21 protein-coding genes are annotated in these 22,316 nt (G+C 39.4%); 4 read left to right on the forward strand and 17 right to left on the reverse strand.

Annotation, left to right across the window (positions count from 1 at the left end; translation table 11 throughout):
* Positions 1–132: 132 nt before the first annotated feature.
* On the reverse strand, positions 133–405 hold the full coding sequence (locus SB717_RS14840) for a DUF5344 family protein (RefSeq protein ID WP_016764504.1): 273 nt from the start codon (positions 403–405) through the stop codon (positions 133–135).
* Positions 406–411: 6 nt separating this feature from the next.
* Positions 412–765, reverse strand: a complete 354-nt coding sequence (locus SB717_RS14845) for a YwqH-like family protein (protein ID WP_074680624.1) — start codon at positions 763–765, stop codon at positions 412–414.
* 336 nt (positions 766–1,101) lie between these two features.
* Between SB717_RS14845 and SB717_RS14850 the strand changes: the two genes are divergently transcribed.
* A complete protein-coding gene (locus tag SB717_RS14850) occupies positions 1,102–3,234 on the forward strand; it encodes a GDYXXLXY domain-containing protein (RefSeq protein WP_410904051.1) in 2,133 nt (710 codons plus the stop codon).
* Between the two features lie 221 nt (positions 3,235–3,455).
* Here the strand turns inward: SB717_RS14850 and abc-f are convergent, their stop codons facing one another.
* The 6 genes from abc-f to SB717_RS14880 all read right to left on the reverse strand — a co-directional run bounded on the left by abc-f (position 3,456) and on the right by SB717_RS14880 (position 11,263).
* On the reverse strand, positions 3,456–5,084 hold the full coding sequence (abc-f, locus tag SB717_RS14855; protein ID WP_410904052.1) for a ribosomal protection-like ABC-F family protein: 1,629 nt from the start codon (positions 5,082–5,084) through the stop codon (positions 3,456–3,458).
* Between the two features lie 372 nt (positions 5,085–5,456).
* Positions 5,457–6,779 carry an alpha-glucosidase/alpha-galactosidase gene (melA, locus tag SB717_RS14860; protein ID WP_410904053.1) on the reverse strand — a complete coding sequence of 441 codons (1,323 nt, stop codon included), beginning with the start codon at positions 6,777–6,779 and terminating at the stop codon, positions 5,457–5,459.
* A 26-nt stretch (positions 6,780–6,805) separates the two neighbouring features.
* The gene (locus SB717_RS14865) at positions 6,806–7,636 is read right to left on the reverse strand and encodes a carbohydrate ABC transporter permease (RefSeq protein WP_410904268.1); all 831 of its coding nucleotides are present in this window, start codon (positions 7,634–7,636) and stop codon (positions 6,806–6,808) included.
* Positions 7,636–8,568, reverse strand: coding sequence for a carbohydrate ABC transporter permease (locus tag SB717_RS14870; RefSeq protein WP_410904054.1), 933 nt, complete (start codon positions 8,566–8,568; stop codon positions 7,636–7,638). The genes SB717_RS14865 and SB717_RS14870 overlap by 1 nt, the downstream gene beginning before the upstream one ends.
* Positions 8,569–8,657: 89 nt before the next feature.
* On the reverse strand, positions 8,658–9,917 hold the full coding sequence (locus SB717_RS14875) for an ABC transporter substrate-binding protein (protein WP_410904055.1): 1,260 nt from the start codon (positions 9,915–9,917) through the stop codon (positions 8,658–8,660).
* Positions 9,918–10,228: 311 nt separating this feature from the next.
* Entirely contained in the window at positions 10,229–11,263 is a 1,035-nt protein-coding gene (locus tag SB717_RS14880) for a LacI family DNA-binding transcriptional regulator (RefSeq protein WP_410904056.1), read from the reverse strand.
* A 332-nt stretch (positions 11,264–11,595) separates the two neighbouring features.
* Here SB717_RS14880 and SB717_RS14885 point away from each other — a divergent pair, with 332 nt between their 5' ends.
* The gene (locus SB717_RS14885; RefSeq protein ID WP_410904057.1) at positions 11,596–12,351 is read left to right on the forward strand and encodes a uracil-DNA glycosylase family protein; all 756 of its coding nucleotides are present in this window, start codon (positions 11,596–11,598) and stop codon (positions 12,349–12,351) included.
* Positions 12,352–12,360: 9 nt separating this feature from the next.
* On the opposite strand, the gene SB717_RS14890 is transcribed toward SB717_RS14885, so the two are convergent.
* The 8 genes from SB717_RS14890 to SB717_RS14925 all read right to left on the reverse strand — a co-directional run bounded on the left by SB717_RS14890 (position 12,361) and on the right by SB717_RS14925 (position 19,530).
* Positions 12,361–12,576 carry a DUF3951 domain-containing protein gene (locus SB717_RS14890; protein ID WP_034651244.1) on the reverse strand — a complete coding sequence of 72 codons (216 nt, stop codon included), beginning with the start codon at positions 12,574–12,576 and terminating at the stop codon, positions 12,361–12,363.
* Between the two features lie 70 nt (positions 12,577–12,646).
* Entirely contained in the window at positions 12,647–13,111 is a 465-nt protein-coding gene (locus SB717_RS14895; RefSeq protein WP_410904058.1) for a GNAT family N-acetyltransferase, read from the reverse strand.
* A gap of 166 nt (positions 13,112–13,277) precedes the next feature.
* Positions 13,278–14,171, reverse strand: coding sequence for an alpha/beta fold hydrolase (locus SB717_RS14900; protein WP_410904269.1), 894 nt, complete (start codon positions 14,169–14,171; stop codon positions 13,278–13,280).
* Between the two features lie 325 nt (positions 14,172–14,496).
* Positions 14,497–15,633, reverse strand: coding sequence for a glycerate kinase (locus tag SB717_RS14905; protein WP_410904059.1), 1,137 nt, complete (start codon positions 15,631–15,633; stop codon positions 14,497–14,499).
* Between the two features lie 20 nt (positions 15,634–15,653).
* The gene (locus tag SB717_RS14910; RefSeq protein ID WP_271994806.1) at positions 15,654–16,922 is read right to left on the reverse strand and encodes a GntP family permease; all 1,269 of its coding nucleotides are present in this window, start codon (positions 16,920–16,922) and stop codon (positions 15,654–15,656) included.
* Positions 16,923–17,048: 126 nt separating this feature from the next.
* On the reverse strand, positions 17,049–18,146 hold the full coding sequence (locus SB717_RS14915) for a sugar diacid recognition domain-containing protein (protein WP_410904060.1): 1,098 nt from the start codon (positions 18,144–18,146) through the stop codon (positions 17,049–17,051).
* Complete coding sequence (locus SB717_RS14920; protein ID WP_410904061.1) at positions 18,143–19,279, reverse strand: sigma-54 interaction domain-containing protein; 1,137 nt, start codon at positions 19,277–19,279, stop codon at positions 18,143–18,145. Before SB717_RS14920 ends, SB717_RS14915 begins: the two co-directional genes overlap by 4 nt.
* Positions 19,243–19,530 carry a PAS domain S-box protein gene (locus SB717_RS14925; protein WP_410904062.1) on the reverse strand — a complete coding sequence of 96 codons (288 nt, stop codon included), beginning with the start codon at positions 19,528–19,530 and terminating at the stop codon, positions 19,243–19,245. The genes SB717_RS14920 and SB717_RS14925 overlap by 37 nt, the downstream gene beginning before the upstream one ends.
* A gap of 321 nt (positions 19,531–19,851) precedes the next feature.
* On the opposite strand from SB717_RS14925, the gene ahlS reads away from it, so the two are divergent.
* Positions 19,852–20,700, forward strand: coding sequence for an AhlS family quorum-quenching N-acyl homoserine lactonase (ahlS, locus tag SB717_RS14930; RefSeq protein ID WP_074680594.1), 849 nt, complete (start codon positions 19,852–19,854; stop codon positions 20,698–20,700).
* Between the two features lie 54 nt (positions 20,701–20,754).
* On the forward strand, positions 20,755–21,939 hold the full coding sequence (locus SB717_RS14935; protein WP_410904063.1) for an iron-containing alcohol dehydrogenase: 1,185 nt from the start codon (positions 20,755–20,757) through the stop codon (positions 21,937–21,939).
* A gap of 32 nt (positions 21,940–21,971) precedes the next feature.
* Here SB717_RS14935 and SB717_RS14940 read toward each other — a convergent pair whose 3' ends face one another.
* Positions 21,972–22,307, reverse strand: a complete 336-nt coding sequence (locus SB717_RS14940; protein WP_410904270.1) for a DUF805 domain-containing protein — start codon at positions 22,305–22,307, stop codon at positions 21,972–21,974.
* Positions 22,308–22,316: the final 9 nt, after the last annotated feature.

The raw sequence follows: 22,316 nt of genomic DNA on the forward strand, positions 1-22,316 counted from the left end.
TTTTTCTAAACCTAAGCGGACGCTCCTCTTTACAAGGCTTGCATCATCCGCTAGATAAAACCTTTTTATTTGAATGCCAAATCTATGCTGGTTGAAAGGTTGTTTTTGATAGCTTTATATAAAATATGAACATTATTTAGCGGCGTTTGCAGCTTTTTCATCTGCTTCTTTTATGGACTGCACGGATTTTTTGGTGGCGTTCAAATCATCGAGGAGCGTTTGCTTGTAGTCCACAATTAACGTTTGCAGCTGCTGGTTCAGCTGGTTTAATTCATCGAGCACCGCTAGTTCTTGTCCGCTTCCGACGTGAAACGGAAAAAGCGGCTGAAACTGCTGCGCAGCAGCGCTTAGGTCACTAAGCGTTCTATTAATTTCACCATCTATTACTTTAATTTCGTCTGCCATACTGTATCACACCTTATCTTTTGCTTCGTCTTCTTGCATTTTAATGGCGCGTTCCATCCCTTGTATATCTGATTGAAGCGTCGTAATTTTTGCATCAATTGTCGTGATGGCATCCGCCAGCTGACGGTTCAGCAAATCATCGTATTCGTCTAACATAGCCGTACGGATGTCTTCAAACCCAACAGCAAGGCTGCCTGACCAAGTGGCGGAAGTAAGCTCTGGTTCTTTTACCTTTTCCTTTGCACGTTCAAGCTCGTCTTTGACTTCCGTTAACGTGTTTTTACTAGTCGTAAGCTGCTGGATATCTTCATGTGCCTGCTTTACTTGGGTATACAGATGAGCAACAAACATCTCATTCATATGATGACACTTCCTTTATATCTATCTCTTGGTTCTTCTAACAGTAATTCCCTTTTATAGCTTATCAAATAAAGAAAGAGAGCACACCGGCACGTTTTCTTATATTTTTTGGGAATAATGTAGGTTTTTAGTTCAATACCCACTCTTCAGGATAAAATAACCAAAACTATCTTACCATTGACAATTTATCAAGATTTTTGGACTACTTCACTTGTTATTTCCACGCCACTAAAAGGCCTTTTTACACAATTTTTTTGTTAAAACGCATTCATTCTTTCTATTTCCAAATATTTAAACATGCGCTAGTATATACATAATATAAAGAGGAGGTTGAGTATGAGAGAAAAGCTCGTAAGGCTCGGTTATTTACTGGGGTTGGCTCTTGTTTTGTCCGGCATTTTATATTTCTTTGCATCGAACTGGCAAGGCTTTGACCGCTACACTAAAATTGCGCTGAGTGTGGGGCTGATGCTGCTGTTTTACGGAAGTGCGTTTGCGGTGCGAAAGCTGCTTCCTCAGCAGGCATTTTTAAGTCACTGGACGCTTTTGGCCGGCGCTCTTTCATTTGGATTAAGCATCGCGCTTCTTTCTCAAATTTACAACACACACGCTGAATCGTACTGGCTGTTTTTAATTTGGCTTGTGCCGGTTATTTTGTTTAGCTTTTTTACAAAGTATCAGCCGTTTTACGTGTTATCGTTTGTTTTATTTCAATTCACCATGGCTTTTTTTATTTCACCAACAGGTGCAGTTTCACAGCGAGGCGAACACGAGACGCTTTTACTTTACGCAGGAATGGCGTTTGTGAACTTGATTATTTTTTGGATCATAAAAAAGAAACAGCGCTCGTCTCCTGTGATCATGTATGCAGCGTTTTGTTTGTTTCACTACATTTTTTTAACTGTTTCCCTGCCGGATTTCACAGGCAGCTCTAGCTTACGGATTGGTCTTATTATTTTTTATTTGCTGTTTTTACTAAGCTCCTTTTTTTATTTTTCAAAAGTGAAGCCGCAAAGGTCGTTTTTAGGGATTTCCATTGTGGCATTTGCTTTATTTGTTATTGAACAGTTTTTCTCTTTTATTTTTAAACACTACGCTGAATGGTCACTGTTTTTAGCTTTAGGATTCGTGATTTTATTTATTGGTGCAAGCGTATGGTTTGTCAAATGGCTCACGGCTAACACGTCAGCACAAAAAACCTCGCTCCGCGTGATCAAACGAATAGCGGTGATTGGGATTACGGCCATTGCATCGGTGATCGGCAGCAGCTCTTTAGGAGGACTTGTCACACTTATTACAGGAACGTACCCAACAAACGGAATGCTTGTGATTGGCGTTTTGCTGATTGTGGCATGTTATTTAATTAAAGCAGATATTCCAACCGTAAAATATACGCTTTTAATGATGGGCGTATTAATTAGCGGCGGCGCTTCTTTTTTTGTGAACGACATTCTGTTTTTTATCTACGTCATCGCACTTGTAGCGCTTTTAGTATTCACGAAGCATACGCCCGTTCGCATGCTGCTTTTTGTGCTAGTGCAAGGGCTTCTGTTAATAAAGGTTCCCACTGCTTACTATGACACTATCAAAATAGATTATGTGCTGCTCGCTTTGTTTCTATTAAATGCCGCTGTGTACGCGATAAACGTACACCACGCGTTTAAAAAAGCAGCGCTGCTTCTTGCTTTTATCTTTTTACTGTCGCTGACTGAATTAAGCGAATCTTCTTTTTTAAATATTATTTACTGCACGGTGTTTTTTGTAATTTCGACCGTCTTTTTATTTGTGACGGTACGAAAAGAGCCAAAATATGATTTTATTGTTGGCATGATTTTCTGGTTTGTTTTTTTAGCGATGAAATATTACGACTTTGTGTGGGATTTATTTAATAAATCACTTGTGCTCGTTATTTTAGGTCTGATCTTTCTTTTCCTAAGCAGGAAATGGGACCTGTCAACGCCTGATCAGCCGCAGCCGTCGTTTCTTGACCGCAGCCGAACCGCTGTATGGATCATCATTCTTGTTCAGCTTATTATGCTGGGCGGCATTTTCACTAAAAACGAAGTGCTTCTTCAAAACGGAAAAGAAATTAAGCTCGCTTTACAGCCGATCGATCCACGCTCGCTGCTGCAAGGCGATTATGTTGAGCTTAATTACAACATTGCGCACGTTACCTTACCTCATGTGAAAGACGGAGAAAAAGTGAAGCTCGTTCTTCGCCCTGACAAACAAGGCGTGTATGAATACGCAAAAATCTACCAAGCGGATGATGACTGGAATAAACCGTATACTTCTAAAAGGAAAGACGTTGTCATTACGGGGAAGTATCACGACTGGGGAATTCAGTACGGAATTGAGCATTACTTTATTCCAGAAGGAACCGGCAGCAAAGTGGAAAGCGAAGCTCGTTTTGCTACTGTACGCGTTGGAAAAAACGGAGATGCGATTGTTACAAAAGTAGGCAAATAAAAAAGCAGCCGCTTCAACATTTAAGCGGCTGCTTTTTGTTTTAATTGATAAATACGCCGATGATCATCGTTAAAATAAGGATCACAAAGAAAATAATGATTCCATAGCCAATCCATTTTATTCTTTTGGGCGTTCCTTTTACATTCATATCTGTTAGTTTTCCTTCAATACGCTTTTGATGTTCAGTAACATCATTGTATTCATTGTTAGGTGAAGTGATATTACCCTTCCTTTCTATTTAATCGTTTTCTTTCTTTTAACAGCTCTTCATATCTTTTTTCAAGCCGCTGCTTGTCTTTTCCTTCTGGCGTGATAGAAAGCTCGCTAATCACTTTTGTTAATTCTAGTTGAAGCGCAAGTTTCTCCGCTTCATTTTGCTGCTGTGACGCTTTTTTGCTTTTACCCGTGTCTTCAATCGCCGCGAGCTCCGCTTTGGACTGTTTTAACGTCAAAACATGCGTCGCAAGCTTTTTAACAAAATAGCGGTCGTGCGTCACAAATAAAATCGTCCCTGGATAAGCTTTTAACACTTCTTGAAGCGCTTCTTTTGTATGAAGATCAAGATAGTTGGTCGGTTCATCTAAAAGAAGAACCTTATAATTTCCTAAAAAAACTTTTGCTAATGCCGTTTTGACTCGTTCTCCTCCGCTTAGCATCTCTACTTTTTTATACACGTCTTCACGTTTGAAAAGTAAGCGCGATAGCACCGTACGAATAAACTGCTCGGTGTACGGACTGTCTTCTTTAATGTTTTCTAAAATGCTTTTAGCGGGATCTAGATTTTCAAGGCGCTGATGGAAAAAGCCGAGTTTTACAGGCTTCGCAACCGTGATGCCTTCTGTTTGCTGTTCAATCATATTCAGCAGCGTAGATTTTCCGGCACCGTTTTTGCCGACAATCGCTACTTTCGCTCCTGGCTTCACACCGCCTTTTAGATTTTGAAACAAGATATGATTACCAGCTGATGCCGAGACTTTGTCAAAGCTCAGTACCTGCTTACTGTGTACTTGGTGAAACTGCGATAAATCAAAATGAATTTCTTCCATTTCTTTTGGCTTTTCTTTTTTCTCTAGCTTTTCAATTCTTGTTTCAATTGCTTTTGCACTTCTGTCTAGCTTCGCTTTTTGTTTTCCGACCGCTCGCTTATGAAGTCTCGCTTCAGAGTTCCCCATGCGGCTCGGCGCTTTTTTAAGCGAATTTGATTTTTGGCTTTTTTCTTCAGAGGCCAGTTCAAGCCGCTGCTTTTCTTTTACATACTGTTCATATTCAAACTGCTGTCTTTCCACTGCGTGTTTTTTTTGCGTCACATATTCTTGATAATTGCCTTCATAGCAGTGAATTTTGCCGTCTTCTACTTCCCAAATAGACGTACAAAGGCGGTTTAATAATTCTCGGTCATGTGAAATCAGCAGCAGACTGCCTGTAAAAGATTTCATTTCTTCTTCAAATTTTTCTACGCCTTTTACATCTAAGTGGCTCGTTGGCTCATCGGCTGCAAGCAATTCTGCGCCGGATGAAAGAGCAGCAGCAATTTTCTTTCTTGTTTCTTCTCCTCCGCTAAGAAAGTCGGCTTCATTTGGCACGTTCCACTGACTTTTCATATCAGGAGAAACGGCTCCTGTAGGTTGAACATCAAGCTGCGGAATCAATGCGGCACGGCAATATGTTTGCACAATTCCTTGATCTGGACTCATTTTTTTCATTAAAATATGAAGCAACGTCGATTTGCCTTCTCCGTTTTTCCCTACAATTCCAATTCGCTCGCCGCGATGTACTTGAAGTTTCTCTGCTTGAAAAAGCAGGCGATCTCCATAGCTTTTTTCAATATTTATAGCTTCTAACAATAACATAAAAAAACCTCCCTAGGATTTCTAGAGAGGATTAGAGGTCATAATTAGGCATACGCAAATATGCACCCTTTTTATAGAGTAAAAAAAGGGAGAAATCACTTCATATAAGACATATAGAAATGGCACCTAAAAATGTACAGACTAATCCTATCTAGACAAATGTTCATTTAAAATAAAGTTTTAAAAGAATGTCTAAAAAAATAGGATTACTTATCCATTGTCTACGGTACCTTTCCTTTCTTAGTATAAAATGACTTACTTCTTACAGTGTATGACGAACATTTTTAAATGTCAATATCGATTTGGATGATATTCCCTTCTTTTCCTACGCACAAAAAAATCCTCAGCCCATCACAGCCGAGGATTCCTGTATTACACGTATTGGTTCACTTTCCCTGTAAAATCAGGCAGCCACTCGCCGTGGGCTTCAATTAAATCATCGCACATACGAATGATGTCATCCATAGATAATTCCGCATTTGTATGAGGATCTAGCATCGCTGCTTGATAGATGTGCTCTCTTTTTCTAGTGACTGCTGCTTCAATTGTTAGCAATTGCGTATTAATATTCGTACGATTTAACGCCGCAAGCTGCTCAGGTAAGTCCCCTACATAAGTCGGCATAATACCGCTTCGGTCTATAACACATGGAACTTCTACGCACGCTTTTTTCGGCAGGTTACTAATTAAGCCTCCGGTATTTAATACGTTACCTGCAAATTTAAACGGCACGTTCGTCTCCATTGCTTCAATGATTCTAGAGCCGTACTCATGTGAACGTGTATGAGTTAACTGACTGTTATTAACCATTTCTTCTCTCATTGATTCCCAATTGCTAATTTGCTCTTCGCATCGGCGCGGGTATTCATCAAGAGGGATGTTAAACTGATCAACAAGATTTGGATATTTATGTTTAATAAAGTATGGGTGATACTCTGCGTTATGCTCAGACGATTCGGTAATATAGTAACCGAACTTATCCATTAGCTCAAAACGCACCATATCGTGATGCTTTGTTCTTTGCTTTTCTTTTGCCAGACGCTTAATTTCTGGATATAAATCTTGTCCATCTCTGTTTACTTCTAGCAGCCATGCCATATGGTTAATGCCTGCGATTTTCTCTTGTATTCCTTCATGATCCATTCCGAGAGAATCAAATAAATCTTTTGTACATACTTGAACACTGTGACAAAGGCCTACCGTCTTTACATTTGTATAGCGCAGCATTGCACCAGTCAGCGTTGCCATTGGATTGGTATAGTTTAAAAACAGCGCATCCGGACATACTTCTTCAATATCTTTTGCAAAATCAAACAGGACCGGAATCGTGCGCAGTGATCTGAAAATTCCTCCAATTCCTACTGTATCTCCAATCGTCTGACGCAAGCCGTATTTTTTAGGAATTTCAAAATCAATGACGGTGCTTGGTTTGTAACCGCCTACTTGAATGGCATTAATCACATACTTTGCTCCTGTTAAAGCTTCTCTGCGGTTCAAATAGGCTTTAACCGTAATATTCACTTTATAGTTTTCTTTTAGATTGTTTAGCATATTTTCCGAATCTCTTAAACGCTCAGCATCTATATCGTAAAGAGCAAACTCAAAGCCAGCTAAAGCAGGCACAAACATGCAGTCTCCTAAAATATTTTTTGCAAAAACTGTACTTCCCGCTCCGATAAATGTGATTTTAGACATTGTCATCTTCCTTCCCCGTATTGGTTTTATCCTTTTACAGATCCTGATGAAAGCCCTGCAATAAAGTATTTTTGTAGCACTAAAAATAAAATGGTCATTGGAAGCATCGCAATAATCGCAGCTGCTCCTACTAAGCTAAGATTATTTTGATTTTCGGCAAAAAAGCTTGCTAACGTAACGGTTAATGTATGCATTTCCTTATCTTGAAGGAAGAAAATTGCAAACTGATAATCGTTCCAAATGTAGACGCTGGCAATAATTAAAATAGACGCAGTAACAGGCTTTAGCAGTGGAAATACGATTTTAAAGAAAATCGTTAACGTACCGGCACCGTCAATTCTTGCTGCTTCCTCGAGCTCTTTAGAAATAGTGGAGCGAATGAAACCCGCATACAAAAAGATCGTTAGCGGCAAAAATGCTGCGACATTATTTAAAATAGCAATTTGGTACGTGTTCATCATCCCCATATTCACAACCATTTTGTACAGCGGAACTAACGCTGTTAAAGGCGGTATTACCATCACGGCGATAAAGATAAAATAGACGTACTTATTTAGTTTCGTTTGGCGGCGTGCTAGAGGATACGCAGCCATTGATCCTAAAACAATAAGCAGAACCGCGGAAACGAACGTAATGATAAACGTATTCATAAAAGAACTGCCTAAATTCGCTTGCTCCCAAGCCGCTGTGAAATTTTCAAGGTGTACGCTTTTTGGAAATACCCATTTGGAACTAAAATCCCCGGTTGCTTTTAAAGAAGTCGTAACAAGAATATAAAAAGGGACAATATGAACAAGCGTTATACAAAGAGCGAGAAAGGTAAAAAATCGTTTTTTTCGTTTATTTGTATAGTCCATCACGCTTCTGTCTCCTTTCGTTTAAAGTACACAAGTGCTGATAAGCTAATGACTAAAATAATGAGCGCCATGCACACACCTTGAGTTGCTGCATAACCGGCGTCTTGTCTTCTAAAATATAAGTCATACATAAAAGTAGACATCGACTGTGATGCATCTCCAGGTCCTCCTCCTGTCAGCGCCACAATGACGTCAAACAGTTTTAAACCCCCGATAATATTTAAAACGACGTTAATTGTAATAGAAGGCATAAGCAATGGAAGCGTGATGTTTTTGAACTGCTGAAGAGCAGATGCTCCGTCAAGCTGCGCTGCCTCGTAGTAATCTTTTGAAATACTTTGCAGCCCTGCTAAATAAATAATCATCGCAATTCCAACAAATTGATACGTATTGACGAACACGATAATCCAAGAGTTAAGCTCCGGAGTTCCCAAAGCATTAATCTTCTCAAAGCCTAAAAACACAAGAAGGTCATTTAAAGCGCCCCCTTGGTAGGCAAAAAAGAAGTACCAGATATACCCCATAATAATTGGGCTGATAATAACCGGAAGGTAGACAATTGTTCTTGTTACAGCTTTCATTTTAATGCTTTGATTCAGAAGCAAAGCGTATAACAAGCCAATAATATTTTGGAAAATTGTACTGCCTATTCCGTAGAGCAGCGTATTTTTTATCACAAGCCAAGTCGTTGGATCTGCAAGCAAACGTTTATACTGCTCGAGCCCAACCCAATCGTACGTTTGTGAAAAACCATTCCAATTAGTAAAGGAAAGTCTAATTCCGTTAATAAAAGGATAGATAATAAAAACGGTGATAATTACTAAGCCGGGAAGGTACATCCACCATAAAGAGGATTCTGTTTTTAATTTTTTCCTTCGTTTTTCCGTATCTCTTACTACAGAAACCGGCTCTTTCCTGACTAATTCATTCATCGTGTTCACTCCTATTTCAGCTTGTGTTGAAAAGAAGCAGGAGCCTATCTCCCTGCTTCTCGGCGAACAAGGAACTTTTGCACACTATTCTATTGTTTACTGAGACGCTTGTACTCTTTTTCCATCTCATTTGATAATTGCTTTGGCGTTAAACTTCCCGCTAGCATTTCTTGACCTGTAGAAGACATCACTGCCCACATGCCGCTCGGTAAATACTTTCGGTCGAAGTATGGCTCAACTTTGATATCACTATACTTATCGTAGTATGCAGAGTAGTAGTTTTGTGTTTTATTGTTTGTCAGAGCCGATGCTGAAGACGTTCCTTCTGCAATCTTTTTGGCAACTTCCGGCTGCGACACAAATTCAATAAATTTCTTGGCTTCTTTAAGGTGCTTAGAATCTTTCCACGCAGCAAGAGTAAAGCGCTCTCCGCCAATCCAGCTTTGCGTACCGCCTTTATGAATAGCAGGCACCGGTACCGTTCCTACTTTTACTTCAGGATTTAATTCTGTTGCATCCGGTCCAAGAGATCCGCCTACAAATGTGAAAGCAATTTTATTTTGAGCCATTAATTCCGTTGCTTGAGATACTTTTGCGGTTAATACATCTTCATTCAGCAGCCCTTTCTTCTTCATTTCTGCCATTGTTTCCGCTAGCGGCGTGTAGTTTGACCAATTAAATGTTCCTTTTTCCAACTGCTTAGCGTAGTTCTTATTTTTTGCTGTAATAAGCTGAGGTGTAGCCAGCTGATCAAACACTTGAGCAATATTGCCGTTTTCTCCTCCTGGGATCCATAGAGGCGCTACTTCTCCTTTACTTTTCTTCTTTACTGTTTCTAACGCTGTTATAAATTCATCCATTGTATTAGGAGGCTTTATTCCGTACTTTTCTAACAGCGTCGCATTATAGCTAATTCCGTCTTTTGCTTGATTTAAAGGATACGCATACACTTTGCCGCTTTTATCTTTTAAAATTTGATTTAGCGCCGGATCCAAATGCTGAACCCAATCCATATCTTTTAAATCTGCTACATACTCACCGTAGCGAAGCTGAGACCAGCCGTGCGTATCAAATAAATCAGGCATATCATTTGCACCCATTTTCACACGAAGCATATCTTCATAGCCGTTACCCGGAAAATTTGCATCAATTTTAATATCTGGATTTTGTTTTTCAAATTCTGCAATCGCGTTTTGAAGCGCTTTTCTCTCGCCTTTATTACTCATCGTAGAAAAAAGCGTTAACGTTGTTTTTCCATTTCCGCCTGTTGCCGCTTCTTTATTTCCGCAGCCCGCTGCCACAACAGAAAAGACTAGTAATAGAACGAAAAGATACGTAAGCTTTTTCATTTATCTTTTTTCCTCCTTATACTCTATCAAGACATAAATAACTGAATATTCAGTTATTTATACATAGACAAATTCATTGCACAACGAAATAAAGTCACTTATAATTTAATCCTATACTTTTACAAAGGTTCAAAGAGTCCTAGAGATGAAAAAGCTTTTTCATTTACATACTTATCTGCCAATAAGTATGTAGTTTCTAGGGCTTTTTAACCTGCTTTTTCTATGTTTTTTTCTATTTTTCTTCCCCCTTATCACTCTTTATGTATGAATTCTTCTTTTCTATCACCCCCTTTCAAGTTATAACTTTTAGGCTACTGTTTTTTGAGTAAGGCTCCGCAGCTTTCACGATAAATTAATTTAGTCGGCACCATGACTTTTAAAGGAATGGACCTGCCGCTTAATCGATCTACTAGCATTTTAACAGCCTGCCTTCCCATTTCTTCGGTATATACTTTAACTGTGGTGAGCGGCGTACTCGCAAATGCTGCGATATCCACATCATCAAAGCTTACAATCGCTACGTCTTCAGGAACCTTTATATTTGATTGCTGCAAGGCACGCATTGCTCCTATCGCCATTGCATCACTTGCGATAAAAAATGCCTGAGGAAGATTTCCTTGCTTAATCGCTTGTCCCATCAGCTCATATCCTTCATTCATTGAATATTCGCCGACATAAACTTTCTCAGAATCGAGCAGGCCTTTTTCATACATAACGCGTTCAAAAACCGTTTGACGCTGATCTTCAATAATAGAACTTCCGTTGATATAATGTTCTCTTTCTGTCCCTCCGATATAGCCAATTCTTTTATAACCGAGGTCAAATAAATGATTTAATGCATGTTTAGTAGCTTTCTCAAAATCAATCATGACCGAATCGTACAAATCCTCATCCGCTTTGTGATTGATAAAAACAATAGTATCTAAATGATTGCTCACTTCTTGAACCGTTTCTGGACTAACTCTTCCCACTACAATTACTCCATCAAGATCCTGCAGCAGCTCTTCTTGCTTCATGCCTTTTAGTCTAAATGACTTTACTGTAAAAATTTCTTTTTCTGCGCATTGACTTTCTATTCCATGGCGAATAGAAGAAAAAAAAGGGTCTACTAACTCTTCTTCAAGGGATTGAGCAAAAATAATACCTATCTTTGGAGCTTCTATGTCTTTTCCGTTTGCCGTTCCTTTTCGTATCTTCACGGGCGTATATTGCAGTTCCTTGGCTGCATGAAGAATGCGCTCACGAGTAACCTCAGATACAGAAAGCGTATGATCATTATTTAGTACTCTGGATACGGTTGAACTGGAAACATTAGCGTACGCCGCTATATCTTTTAAAGTTGCCATCTTTTTACCTCTCTATTATAATCTTCTATTTTTACTAAATATTTATCTCTTATATTGGAAGAATAGCACATTAATAAAACGCTTTCAATAAATAATTTTAAAATTTCAGTAAATTTATTAAAATATTCCCCAAAATTCTTCATTTCTTTTGTTAGTTCCGCCGTTAAAATGACAAAAATCCGCTATTACTACTTTGTTTTTATCACACCGCACTAAAACTTAAGTAAACTTTTAGTAAATATTAATTTTCATAAGAATTTGTTCATATTTGATATAAAACGGTTTGTTGGGGAAAATAAAAGGAGAAATACTGATAAGGAAAGAGAGAGCCTATGATTAGCCAACATTCTTATTTTCAACAATGTCTGCCTGCCCTTCAACAATTACATAATATGAATTTTACGAAAGAACAGCTGTTGCAAAAAGACTTTTTAATCGGTCAAGAAAAGGAACTAAGCATGTACTACTCACCCCATAACGATTACATAAATCCAAACGCTCATATTATTATTGTCGGCATCACACCAGGCTGGTTTCAAATGAAAACCGCTTTTAAACAATGCGTTTCCAGCCTGTCCCATCATCATCCGCTTGAACAAGTACTGTATGAAACAAAAAAAGCCGCTAGCTTTAGCGGAACGATGAGAGTAAATTTAATAGACATGTTAGATCGATGCGGCGTTCAAAAAGCGATCGTTATGGACAGTGCCGCTGAGTTATTTGCTTCACAGCGAGATATGCTGCATACAACGTCCGTATTAAAGTATCCTGTGTTTTACAAAGGAAAAAACTATACGGGTCATCAGCCGCCAATTGAACGATCAGCACTTCTTTCACACTATGCTTTTGAAGTGTTTCCACAGGAATGGAACGAAATAAAGAATCCGTGCTTAATCGTTCCGCTAGGAAAAGCAGTTGAAAATGTTTTAAGAAAACTTTCAAGTGAATCTTCGCTTTCTCAGCATACGTATTTATTTGGCTTTCCACATCCATCAGGAGCAAACGGACATCGAAAACGAATATTTGAAGAACACCTAAGGGAATTTACGGAAATTGTGGAGGAGTGGGCTGTAAACAGAAGGAGTTGAAAACGACCTTTAGCTCTTTCTGTTTGCAACATCTCCTTCTTTTTCTTCTAGTTCTCGTTCATTTTGCTCTTCATGAAACTCTTCTTCTGTTTGTGCAGCAAGATAGTCAAACGGCGTATAGTAATTACGAGGAAGCTTTCGGTGCCAAACTGTTTTAATAATAATAATCATCAGCGGAATACTCACCGTTAAAATAGCGACTAAAACTAGTAGCGAAAAAATCATAAATTATTTCCTCCTGCTTTATGAACCGTGCCTCCTGAAATAACAAAGCGGATCCCCTACACCCATCCACTTATATTTCATCTACATTCACTGTCATCAGTATACGGGATTCATGAGTAACAAAACCGTTCTTTTCAAAAAAACGTTCTGGTTTGCCTTGGCCTCTTTCAGTAGACACGTAGACTTCTTTCACTTCTTTTTGTATAAGTAACTCGTTAAGGAAAGATAAAAGACTCGTTCCTATGCCAGTTTGCTGAGTGTTGCTTAACACACAAATTTCATTTACATAAAACGTCTTATAGTTCGCCCACTGTTCTTCATTTCCTATTATAAATCCTATGAGTTTATTATTTTTACTGTGGAAGTAACCTATCCCTATGTAACCTGGAGTTTTACTGATATCGTATAAACGAGCATAAGCAGTGTTTATACTCCAAGGCTCATTCCACGGTGACCCACTAAAAACACTTGTATAGATGATTGCTGCTTCTTCTAATTCTTTATCCCTTAGTAAACGAACTTGACTTTTCATCATATTACTCCTTTTCCTATCAACTTTCTTGAAATTCATTTATATATAAAACACTCCATGTATTGGTTAATTATAACATTTATAGACATAGAACGAATAAATTAGTTATCGTTCTCACTGTACTAGAAAAAGGAGATCCAATTTTCGGACTCCTTTTCTTAAATCAACTTTATTTCTTTTTACTTGAATTAATAGATGTATCTATAAAATCATTCACATATTCGCTCATTTCTCTGTACTTCGTCCAATGTAAATAGTGATGTCCTTGTAAAACAACTAGCTTTTGCGACGATACGTGACTTAATTGATTCTGGTAAAACGTAATATTTGATTTTCCCTCTTTTGGTTCTTTGTCTACTTTTCTAGTAAAAATCATTACGGGCATCTTTGAAAGAAATGACATATCGAGAGTTTTATTTATATTGTTGTTCAGTTCTTTTGCTTCATCGATGACGTTTTTGTTGTAGCCTTTCCAGCTGGAGATTACTTTTGTCATTTTTAAATTTTTTGTTGTATACGTTCCTTCTTCGGCTAGCGGTAGATACTGATTAGGACTAGTAAGCAGGGCTAAGCGAGCAAGTCCACTTGGCGCTAAAACACTCATCAAACTTGGTATATTCGGCGCTTCTTCTTTAAAATAATCTAGCGCTTGTGGCAGCGTAGGGTCTATTCCAATAATTGCTTTTACTTCATCTGGATATTTATTAGCGTAATACATGCTGTAAACACCAGAAACTGAGTGCGGCATTAATATATACGGGCCTTTTATATCCGATTTTTGCAAGGCTTCTCTCATTTCACTTACACTATTTTCTACCGTTCGTTTTTTATTCGTAATGTCACTCCATCCGTATCCAAATGGTTCTACCACCACGACTTTATTATCCTTTGACAGTTCATTTACTAACGGTTCAAAATCCAGTGCAGGCGCAGTCGTTCCCAACCCGCTTAGTAGTACAATCGTATTTTCCCCTTTACCTTTTGTATATACATGAATATCTCTGCCATTAACCTCTACTAGTTGACCAATAGGAGGGTACTTTTTCTTTTCTACTGCCGTTATAACTTGATTCGTTACAACCCAAATGATGCATATCCCCAATATAGCTACTATCACATTTCGTAGAATTCTCAAGAACCTAAACTTTTTTTGCACGTTTACCTCTCCTTTCCTTAAGTAGCAGTTAGTAAGCCGACGAGAATGCTAACGAATCTTTGTAACTGCTTACTTACTATGATGCTTCAGAAAACGTTTAGTTCTATTTCCTATATAAAATTTAAAAGAATGATAGCAGCTTACTTCAGCACTAAACGAAAAAAAGGCCTCTTTCATCAGAAGAGACCTTTTACTATTTATTAAAAAGGGAACAATAAAAACTGTAACTCCTTTACTTTATGCCTAAGCGTATAACTGACGCTACGTTTTTAGCTGTTCTTTCAATGTTTTCACCGGCTTTTTCCAGTGCTTCCGGAAGAGTCACTGCCCCGGGCACGACGCTGAATAAAGCAGAAATACCGTGTTCATACACAGCTTCGCTTCCCGCTCCAATGCTTCCTGCTATCGCTATCACGGGAACGCTATGCTTTTTTGCTGTTTTCGCTACGCCGATGGGTGTTTTTCCGTAAATGGTTTGTCCGTCTATTCTTCCTTCACCGGTAATGACAAGATCAGCATTCTTAATATAGCTTTCTAGCTGAGTTGCTTTAATGACAATGTCTACACCTGGCTTTAACTCCGCAGATAAAAATGCCAGCAGCCCGCCACCAAGCCCTCCTGCCGCTCCGGCACCAGGAACGTTCTGAATATGAATATCCATTTCTTTTTTAATAACGGCTGCGTAATGAGCTAGATTACGGTCAAGCTGTTTAACCATATCAGGAGTTGCGCCTTTTTGAGGACCAAACACAGCGGCTGCTCCGGTTTCACCCGTTAACGGATTGTCTACGTCGCACGCAACTTCTACTTTGACTTCAGCAAGCCGAGAATCCAAGTTTGTAAGATCAATAGAAGTTAACTGATCTAAGCTGCCCCCTCCTTCTTTTATTTCTGCTCCTTTAGCATCAAGAAGCTTTGTGCCTAAAGCTTTTGCCATACCGGCTCCTCCATCATTTGTAGCACTTCCTCCGATGCCAATAATGATATGCTTCACTTTGTGATCTAACGCTTTAAGAATGAGCTCGCCAGTTCCTCGCGTTGTTGTGATAAGCGGGTTTCGTTTATCGACAGGGACATGATGAAGACCTGAAGCGGCTGCCATTTCAATAACAGCCGTTTTGCCGTCTCCAAGAATTCCGTAAAAAGCTTCCACCTCTTTCCCTATCGGTCCAGTTACTCGCGCTTGTATAATCTCTCCACCCGTTGCGTCCACAAGCGACTGAACGGTTCCTTCTCCACCGTCTGCCATAGGTACTTTACTAATCTCAGCGTCTGGAAAATGAGCTTTTATTCCTTTTTCAACCGCTTCACAAACATGCAGAGCCGTTAAGCTTTCCTTAAATGAATCAGGTGCAATCACAATTTTCATAGAAACACTCCTTTTTGTTTTTACCCGTATAGCTTTAATACACCAAATATAAGCGTGGATACAATTGCCATAATGAGTCCAATAAGCGATTCGTAAGGGATTAATTTTAAACGTTCTTTTATTTTCATATTTACACTTCCGCCCGTTGCGTGGAAAAAGCTTCCGTGCGGGAGGTGATCAAGTACGGTCGCTCCGGCATGAACCATAGCAGCTCCGGCTAAAGCAGAAACGCCCAGCTCTAAAATCGTCGAGCCAAAAACTTGGCTTGCGACTGCTGTTCCTGCTGTTGTCGAAGCGGTTGCCGCTGACATAAAAATACCTGAAACCGGAGCTAAAACATAAGCTGGCAATCCAATGGCAGACAAGCCTTGAATAATCACGTCTTTTAGCTGGGAGTTGGCAATAATTCCTGCTAATGTCCCTGTTCCAAGAAGCATAATGGCTACACCTGACATTTTTCCTAATCCAGAAATAGCGTATGTATTAAGCTGTTTTCCTTTTTTCATCACAATGGCACCAACAATTCCTCCTACAGGAAGCGCAACCATTGGATCAATATTAAGATCAAAAAGCGGGCGCAGCGCCAGTAGCACGATGGTAACAATTGGTGCTATGATGGCCGTTAAAAACAGCGGCAAGCTGCTTGCATCCACTGTATCTATTTCTTCAATTTGAACCATTGTTCCTTTTTTCACTAATCGTTTGGCTACTATATAAGTGGCCGTTACGCCAAATATAGCGGGAATAATTCCTGCAGCCATCACGGATGTAAGCGGAATATTAAATGCATCTGAAGCAGCAATGGCGTTAGGATTAGGAGACATTAAATTTCCTGCCTTTCCTCCTCCAATCATCGCTAATAAAATAGCTGGCTTTGACATACCCGTACGTTTAGCAATTGCTAAAGCAATAGGCGCCACTGTGATCACAGCCACATCCACAAACACACCTACTGTCGTAAGAATGAGTGTGGCTAGCGCTAGAGCTAAAAGCGCTTTTGTTTCCCCTAATTTTTTTACAATGGTTTCTGCTATAACTGCTGCAGCACCTGATTCTATTAATACCCCGGCCAATATACCAGCTGCAAGAATCCGCAGCACTGCGGGAATGATGCCTTGCGCTCCTTCAATCATTAAAGTAACGGTATCAGCAATATTAACTCCGCCAATCAGTCCTCCTATTAAAGCTCCGGCTATCATTCCGTATGCAGGAGCCACTTTCTTTAGAATTAATATAATGGCAATTACTAATGCACAAATCGCGCCTAACGCGCTTACTTGAACGTCCATAAAGCATCCCCTTTCTTGTTTCTTCTATCCCCAATGCTAATTGTAAGCGCTACCTTTAATTCTTTCATTAGTCACTTCAACAAAAAAAGACCTTACTATCGCAAGATCTTTTATGCACGTGCACAATTATGAAATTTTAGATAACAGTAGCGCTACATACAGTTCAAGAAGGTCTTTTACTTTCCTTGGATCTTTTCCCGTGATATCTTGAATTTTATCTAAACGGTAGCTTAGCGTATTTCGATGAATAAAAAGCTTTTTAGCTGCCGTGCTTCCTTCGCCATTTTCTTCTATGTAGATCGTTAACGTTTCGATAAGCTCTTTTTTCTTATCATATTCCTTAAGCTTTTCATAGTATTGCAACAGATCATGATTTTCTTGAAAACCGGCGCGTTGACGTAACAGTACGGGAATTTGATAATCCGAATAGCAGTAGAAATCAGCTTCTGGATGAAGCTTTGAACCAACCGAAAGCGTATCTTTCGCCTGCTGATACGATGTATGAAGGCCTTTAAAATCAGCTTGAACAGATCCTGCCGCTAACTTACACACCATACCAGACGCCTGAAGCTGTTTTTCTAGCTGTTCCGCATAGCTGCTAGCGCTGCCGGCTTCTATAGATTTTAATAGAACCACTCCGTCTGGAAGCATAGCGTATAGATCATTATTAGCTATGTATTTCTTTACAACCTTCATAACTTCATGGCGATTTTCAGCTTTAATAATTAGTGCCATTCTTGGAAGGTATAAGTTAATATTAAACCGATTCGCTCGTTCAAAAAATAAGGAATCAAGCGGCTCTTCTTGTTGAAGAAGCTGATGAACCACCTCTTCTTTTAATCGTTCATCCCATTGAATTTCCTCTATTAAAATCATTTCTTGAAAAATCATTTCAGCCGCCATGCGCACAAGCTCTCCGTAATTACGAATCTGTTCTGGCAGTCCTGTTAATCCCACAACCCCAACAATTTCTCCGTTAAAGAAAATAGGCAAATTCACGCCCGGTTTGGCTCCGCGCAGCAAGTTAGCCTGCTGCTGAGTGATTTCGTAGGAACTGCCGCTTTTTAATACCATTAACGCTCCTTCGTGGATTTGATTCATTCGATTTTTATCACCCGAACCAATAATGACTCCTTTTTCGTTCATTACGTTAATGTTGCAATCAATAATCTCCATCGTTCTACGCACAATTTTCTGAGCTAATTCTTTTGTTACGTATCTCAAGCCTGCTCCTCTCTTTCTTTACATTCCCATCTTTTTAGTTTCTTTATCAAAGTAGAATGATCGATACCTAATTCTTTCGCTGCTTGCCGGAGTGATGAACAATGTTGAATAGTTTCTTTAACGAGCCGCTGTTCAAACTGCTCCACTTTCTTTTTTAGAGGTAAATAATCACATTTTTCATCTTCATTATAAGTATGAAAAGGTAAATGATGGGCTTCAATTATTTCACCAGGAATAGACACAATCATATTCTCAACCATATTTCGAAGCTCTCTTACATTTCCCGGCCATTGGTACGCTTCTAGCATTTGCTTCGCTTTATTTGATATGCGCTTTTGGACGTAATACGAGCTGCAAAAGTAGGAAACGTAATGATCAACTAGTAAACCAATATCCTCTTTACGTTGAGATAAATGCGGAAGGGTGATTTCAACTACCTTTAAACGATAGTATAAATCTTCACGGAACCTCCCCTTTTGAATAAGCTCTCCTAGATGTTGATTTGTTGCCGAAATGATTCGTATATCGATACTTTTTGTTTTAGTTCCTCCAATTTTCTGTACCTGCTTTTCCTGTAACACTCGAAGCAGTTTTACTTGCAAGGAAATTGGCATTTCACCAATTTCATCAAGCATCAAGGTTCCGCCATCAGCGAGTTCTAACAGTCCTATTTTCCCTTCTGTTCGAGCGCCAGTAAAAGCTCCCTTTTCATAGCCGAATAACTCTGATTCTAGCAACGGTTCAGGAATGGCTCCGCAGTTCACTTTAATGAATGGCTGATTGTTTCTATCGCTTGAATCATGAATAAGATTAGCGACTACTTCTTTTCCCGATCCTGAGGGACCTGATAGAAGAATACTTGTAGGAAACGGAGCTACTCGTTTGGCTTGCTGATAAACCAAGTTCATCTTATTGCTTTGAAACACTAGGGGCTGTTCCGACCCATTCACTTTTACAGCGTATTTATTTGCATTCATATGTGAAAACTCTTTTACCTTTAACAGCTCTTTTTTAACTGCGTTTAACTGTGTAATATCCTGTACAGTGGTAACAACGAGCTCTATTTCACCTTGTTTGTTAAACACTGGATTTCCTGTTACCATAACGTCTCTTCCGCTTGAAATCGTTTGCATAATAGAGCGCCGTTTTTTTCTTCTAACACAAGTAGGGAAACAGATTGATCAATATATCCTTCATCTATAACGGTTTGCATATGCTTTCCTAATACGTTTTGTTTATTGGTTCCTGTGATTTTTTCATAAGCTTCATTTACATATAGCGTTATTCCCTTTTTATTTACTACATATATTCCGTCCGTAGAGAATTCAATAATGGCCTGTAACGTTTCGTTCGTCAAATCTTTTTTTTCTTTAAAAGAAGTCATTATTTCATGTTCCTTTCTTATGGTGAATTTCCGCCAATATACGGTGAAACTTTTCACCACTATCCATTCAATGTACAATAGGCTTTTTCCTTCTAAAAGCGGTGAATTTTTTCAGCACATGGTTATAAAAATCAAGGAAAACTGAGCTAATATTTACTTTTCGAATATTGGCATAGAAATTGCAGTTTAGTATGTTGAAAGAACAGGAGAGAGTCTCCCCCTTCTAAAAAGGATTATTCTCTCCAGAATATAGGGTAAATGCAGTACAAAGTCATTTTAGAAGTACAAATAAAAATCCCGCTACGTTTAGGAGGCTATTGTATGTGTAATATTATTAAACCTAACTCAAAGCTTTATGTGATGGATAACGGCTCGATGCAAATGGATAAAAACTGGATGCTTGCAATGCATAACCCAGCAACTGTTAAGGACCCTCATACACCTACGGAATTTGTAGAGTTTCCAATTTATACTGTATTAATCGATCATCCGGAAGGGAAAATTCTGTTTGATACAGCCTGCAATCCTGAATCAATGGGACCACAAGGACGCTGGACTGAAGCAACTCAACAAATGTTTCCTTACTCAGCTACAGAAGAATGTTATTTACCGAATCGACTAGAACAATTAGGGGTTGATCCTAAAGAAATTAAATTTGTTGTTGCTTCCCACCTTCATCTTGATCATGCTGGCTGCTTAGAATTGTTCACTAACGCTACTGTTATCGTTCATGAAGATGAGTTAAATGGCACCCTTCAGTCTTATGCACGCAATCAAAAAGAAGGTGCTTATATTTGGGCTGACATTGACGCGTGGATAAAAAATGACCTTCATTGGAAAACGATTAAACGAAACGAAGACACCATTAAACTGGCAGAAGGAATTAATATCTTGAACTTTGGAAGCGGACATGCTTGGGGTATGCTTGGCCTTCATGTTCATTTGCCTGAAACAGGTGGCATTATCTTAGCATCTGATGCAATCTATACAGCTGAGAGCTATGGTCCTCCTGTGAAACCACCCGGTATTATCTACGACTCTCTCGGGTATGCAAACACGGTTGAACGTATACGCCGTCTAGCCTACGAAACGAATTCGCAAGTTTGGTTTGGTCACGATGCAAATCAATTTCAGCAGTTCCGCAAATCTACTGAAGGTTATTACGAGTGAAATCAAGCAACTGCTTAAGATAAAAAATTTTTCTATAAATTGGAGGGCAAACAAATGACCATCTCAAAACTAGTTTTCACCCCTCTCAGCTATACAGGATGGGGATCACTTCAACAACTGCTTCCGGAAGTGAAAAAATATCACCCTGCTCATATTTTAATTGTCACAGATTCCGTATTAAAAGACATTGGACTTGTAGATAAAGTGAGTGCTCCTCTTATCCAAAATGGATATGAAGTAGATGTATACGCAGATACGACACCAGAGCCGCCTTTAGCGCTTGGTGAAAAACTCGTATCTTACGCAAAAAGCCGAAAATTTGATTTAGTCATTGGAGTTGGTGGGGGCAGCGCATTAGATTTAGCAAAACTTACGGCCGTTTTAGCCGTTCACGACGGAGCTGTGGAAGAATATTTGAACTTAACTGGCACGAAACAAATTACGGAAAAAGGGCTTCCAAAAATTTTAATTCCCACGACCTCCGGCACGGGCTCAGAAGTAACGAATATTTCTGTATTATCTCTTGAAAGCAGCAAAGACGTTGTGACCCACGATCATTTGCTTGCGGACGCCGCGATTGTAGATCCCGAGCTTACGCTGAGCGTTCCTTCTAAAGTAACGGCGGCTACAGGGATTGATGCATTAACTCATGCCGTTGAGGCTTATGTATCGGTGAATGCAAATCCAGCAACGGACGCCTTAGCCCTGAAGGCAATACGCATGATCAGCTCTTCTTTAAGAGCAGCTGTAGAAGATGGCCAAGATAAAGAAGCACGAACTCAGATGAGCTACGGAAGCTATTTAGCAGGTCTTGCTTTTTTTAACGCCGGTGTTGCTGGTGTTCATGCACTTGCATATCCGTTAGGCGGACAGTTTCACATTTCTCACGGTGAATCAAACGCCGTATTGCTTCCATATGTGATGGGTTACATACGCAGCAGCTGCGTGGCGAAGATGCGTGATATTTTTGAAGCACTAGGCGGAAACGTGACCTCTTTATCAGAAGAGAAAGCTTCTTATCAGTGTGTAAAGCAGCTGCAGTCACTTGTTAAAGACGTCGGCATTCCTCAGACTCTTCGCGGATTTGAAATTCCAGAAAGTGCCCTTCAAAAGCTGACAGCAGATGGCGTCCAGCAAAAACGAATTCTCGCTCGCAGTCCTTTGCCTCTTCATGAAAAAGATATACGAGCTATTTACCAATCCGCTTATGATGGAGTCATAGTAGAACCTCTGCACTAAAAAACTCCCCCTTATATAAGGGGGAGTTCTATTTATGCTGCTTTGACTGTTGTACCGAAACGATTTTCTCTTGGATCGCTAGGCTGACAGAATAAAACAATTAGCCAAATACCGCCAATCAGTGGAACCAATGTAATGAGCTGCCACCATCCGCTTTTTCCCGTATCGTGGAGCCTTCTTGCCCCTACCGCTAACGAAGGAACGGCAACCAATAACGAGTAGATTACCGGCAGAAAAAGAGGCTTATCAATCACGAACTGAATGAACGAAAGAATAAAGGAAATAACAAAGTTAACTAACACAAACATCCAGTATTCAGTTCGGCTTGCTCTGCCAGAAAACGTACCGTAATTTTTCAACACCTTTATCTACCAGTT

It is taken from the genome of Priestia sp. SIMBA_032 (assembly GCF_046535215.1).
In the GTDB taxonomy this organism is placed as follows: Bacteria; Bacillota; Bacilli; order Bacillales; family Bacillaceae_H; genus Priestia; species Priestia aryabhattai.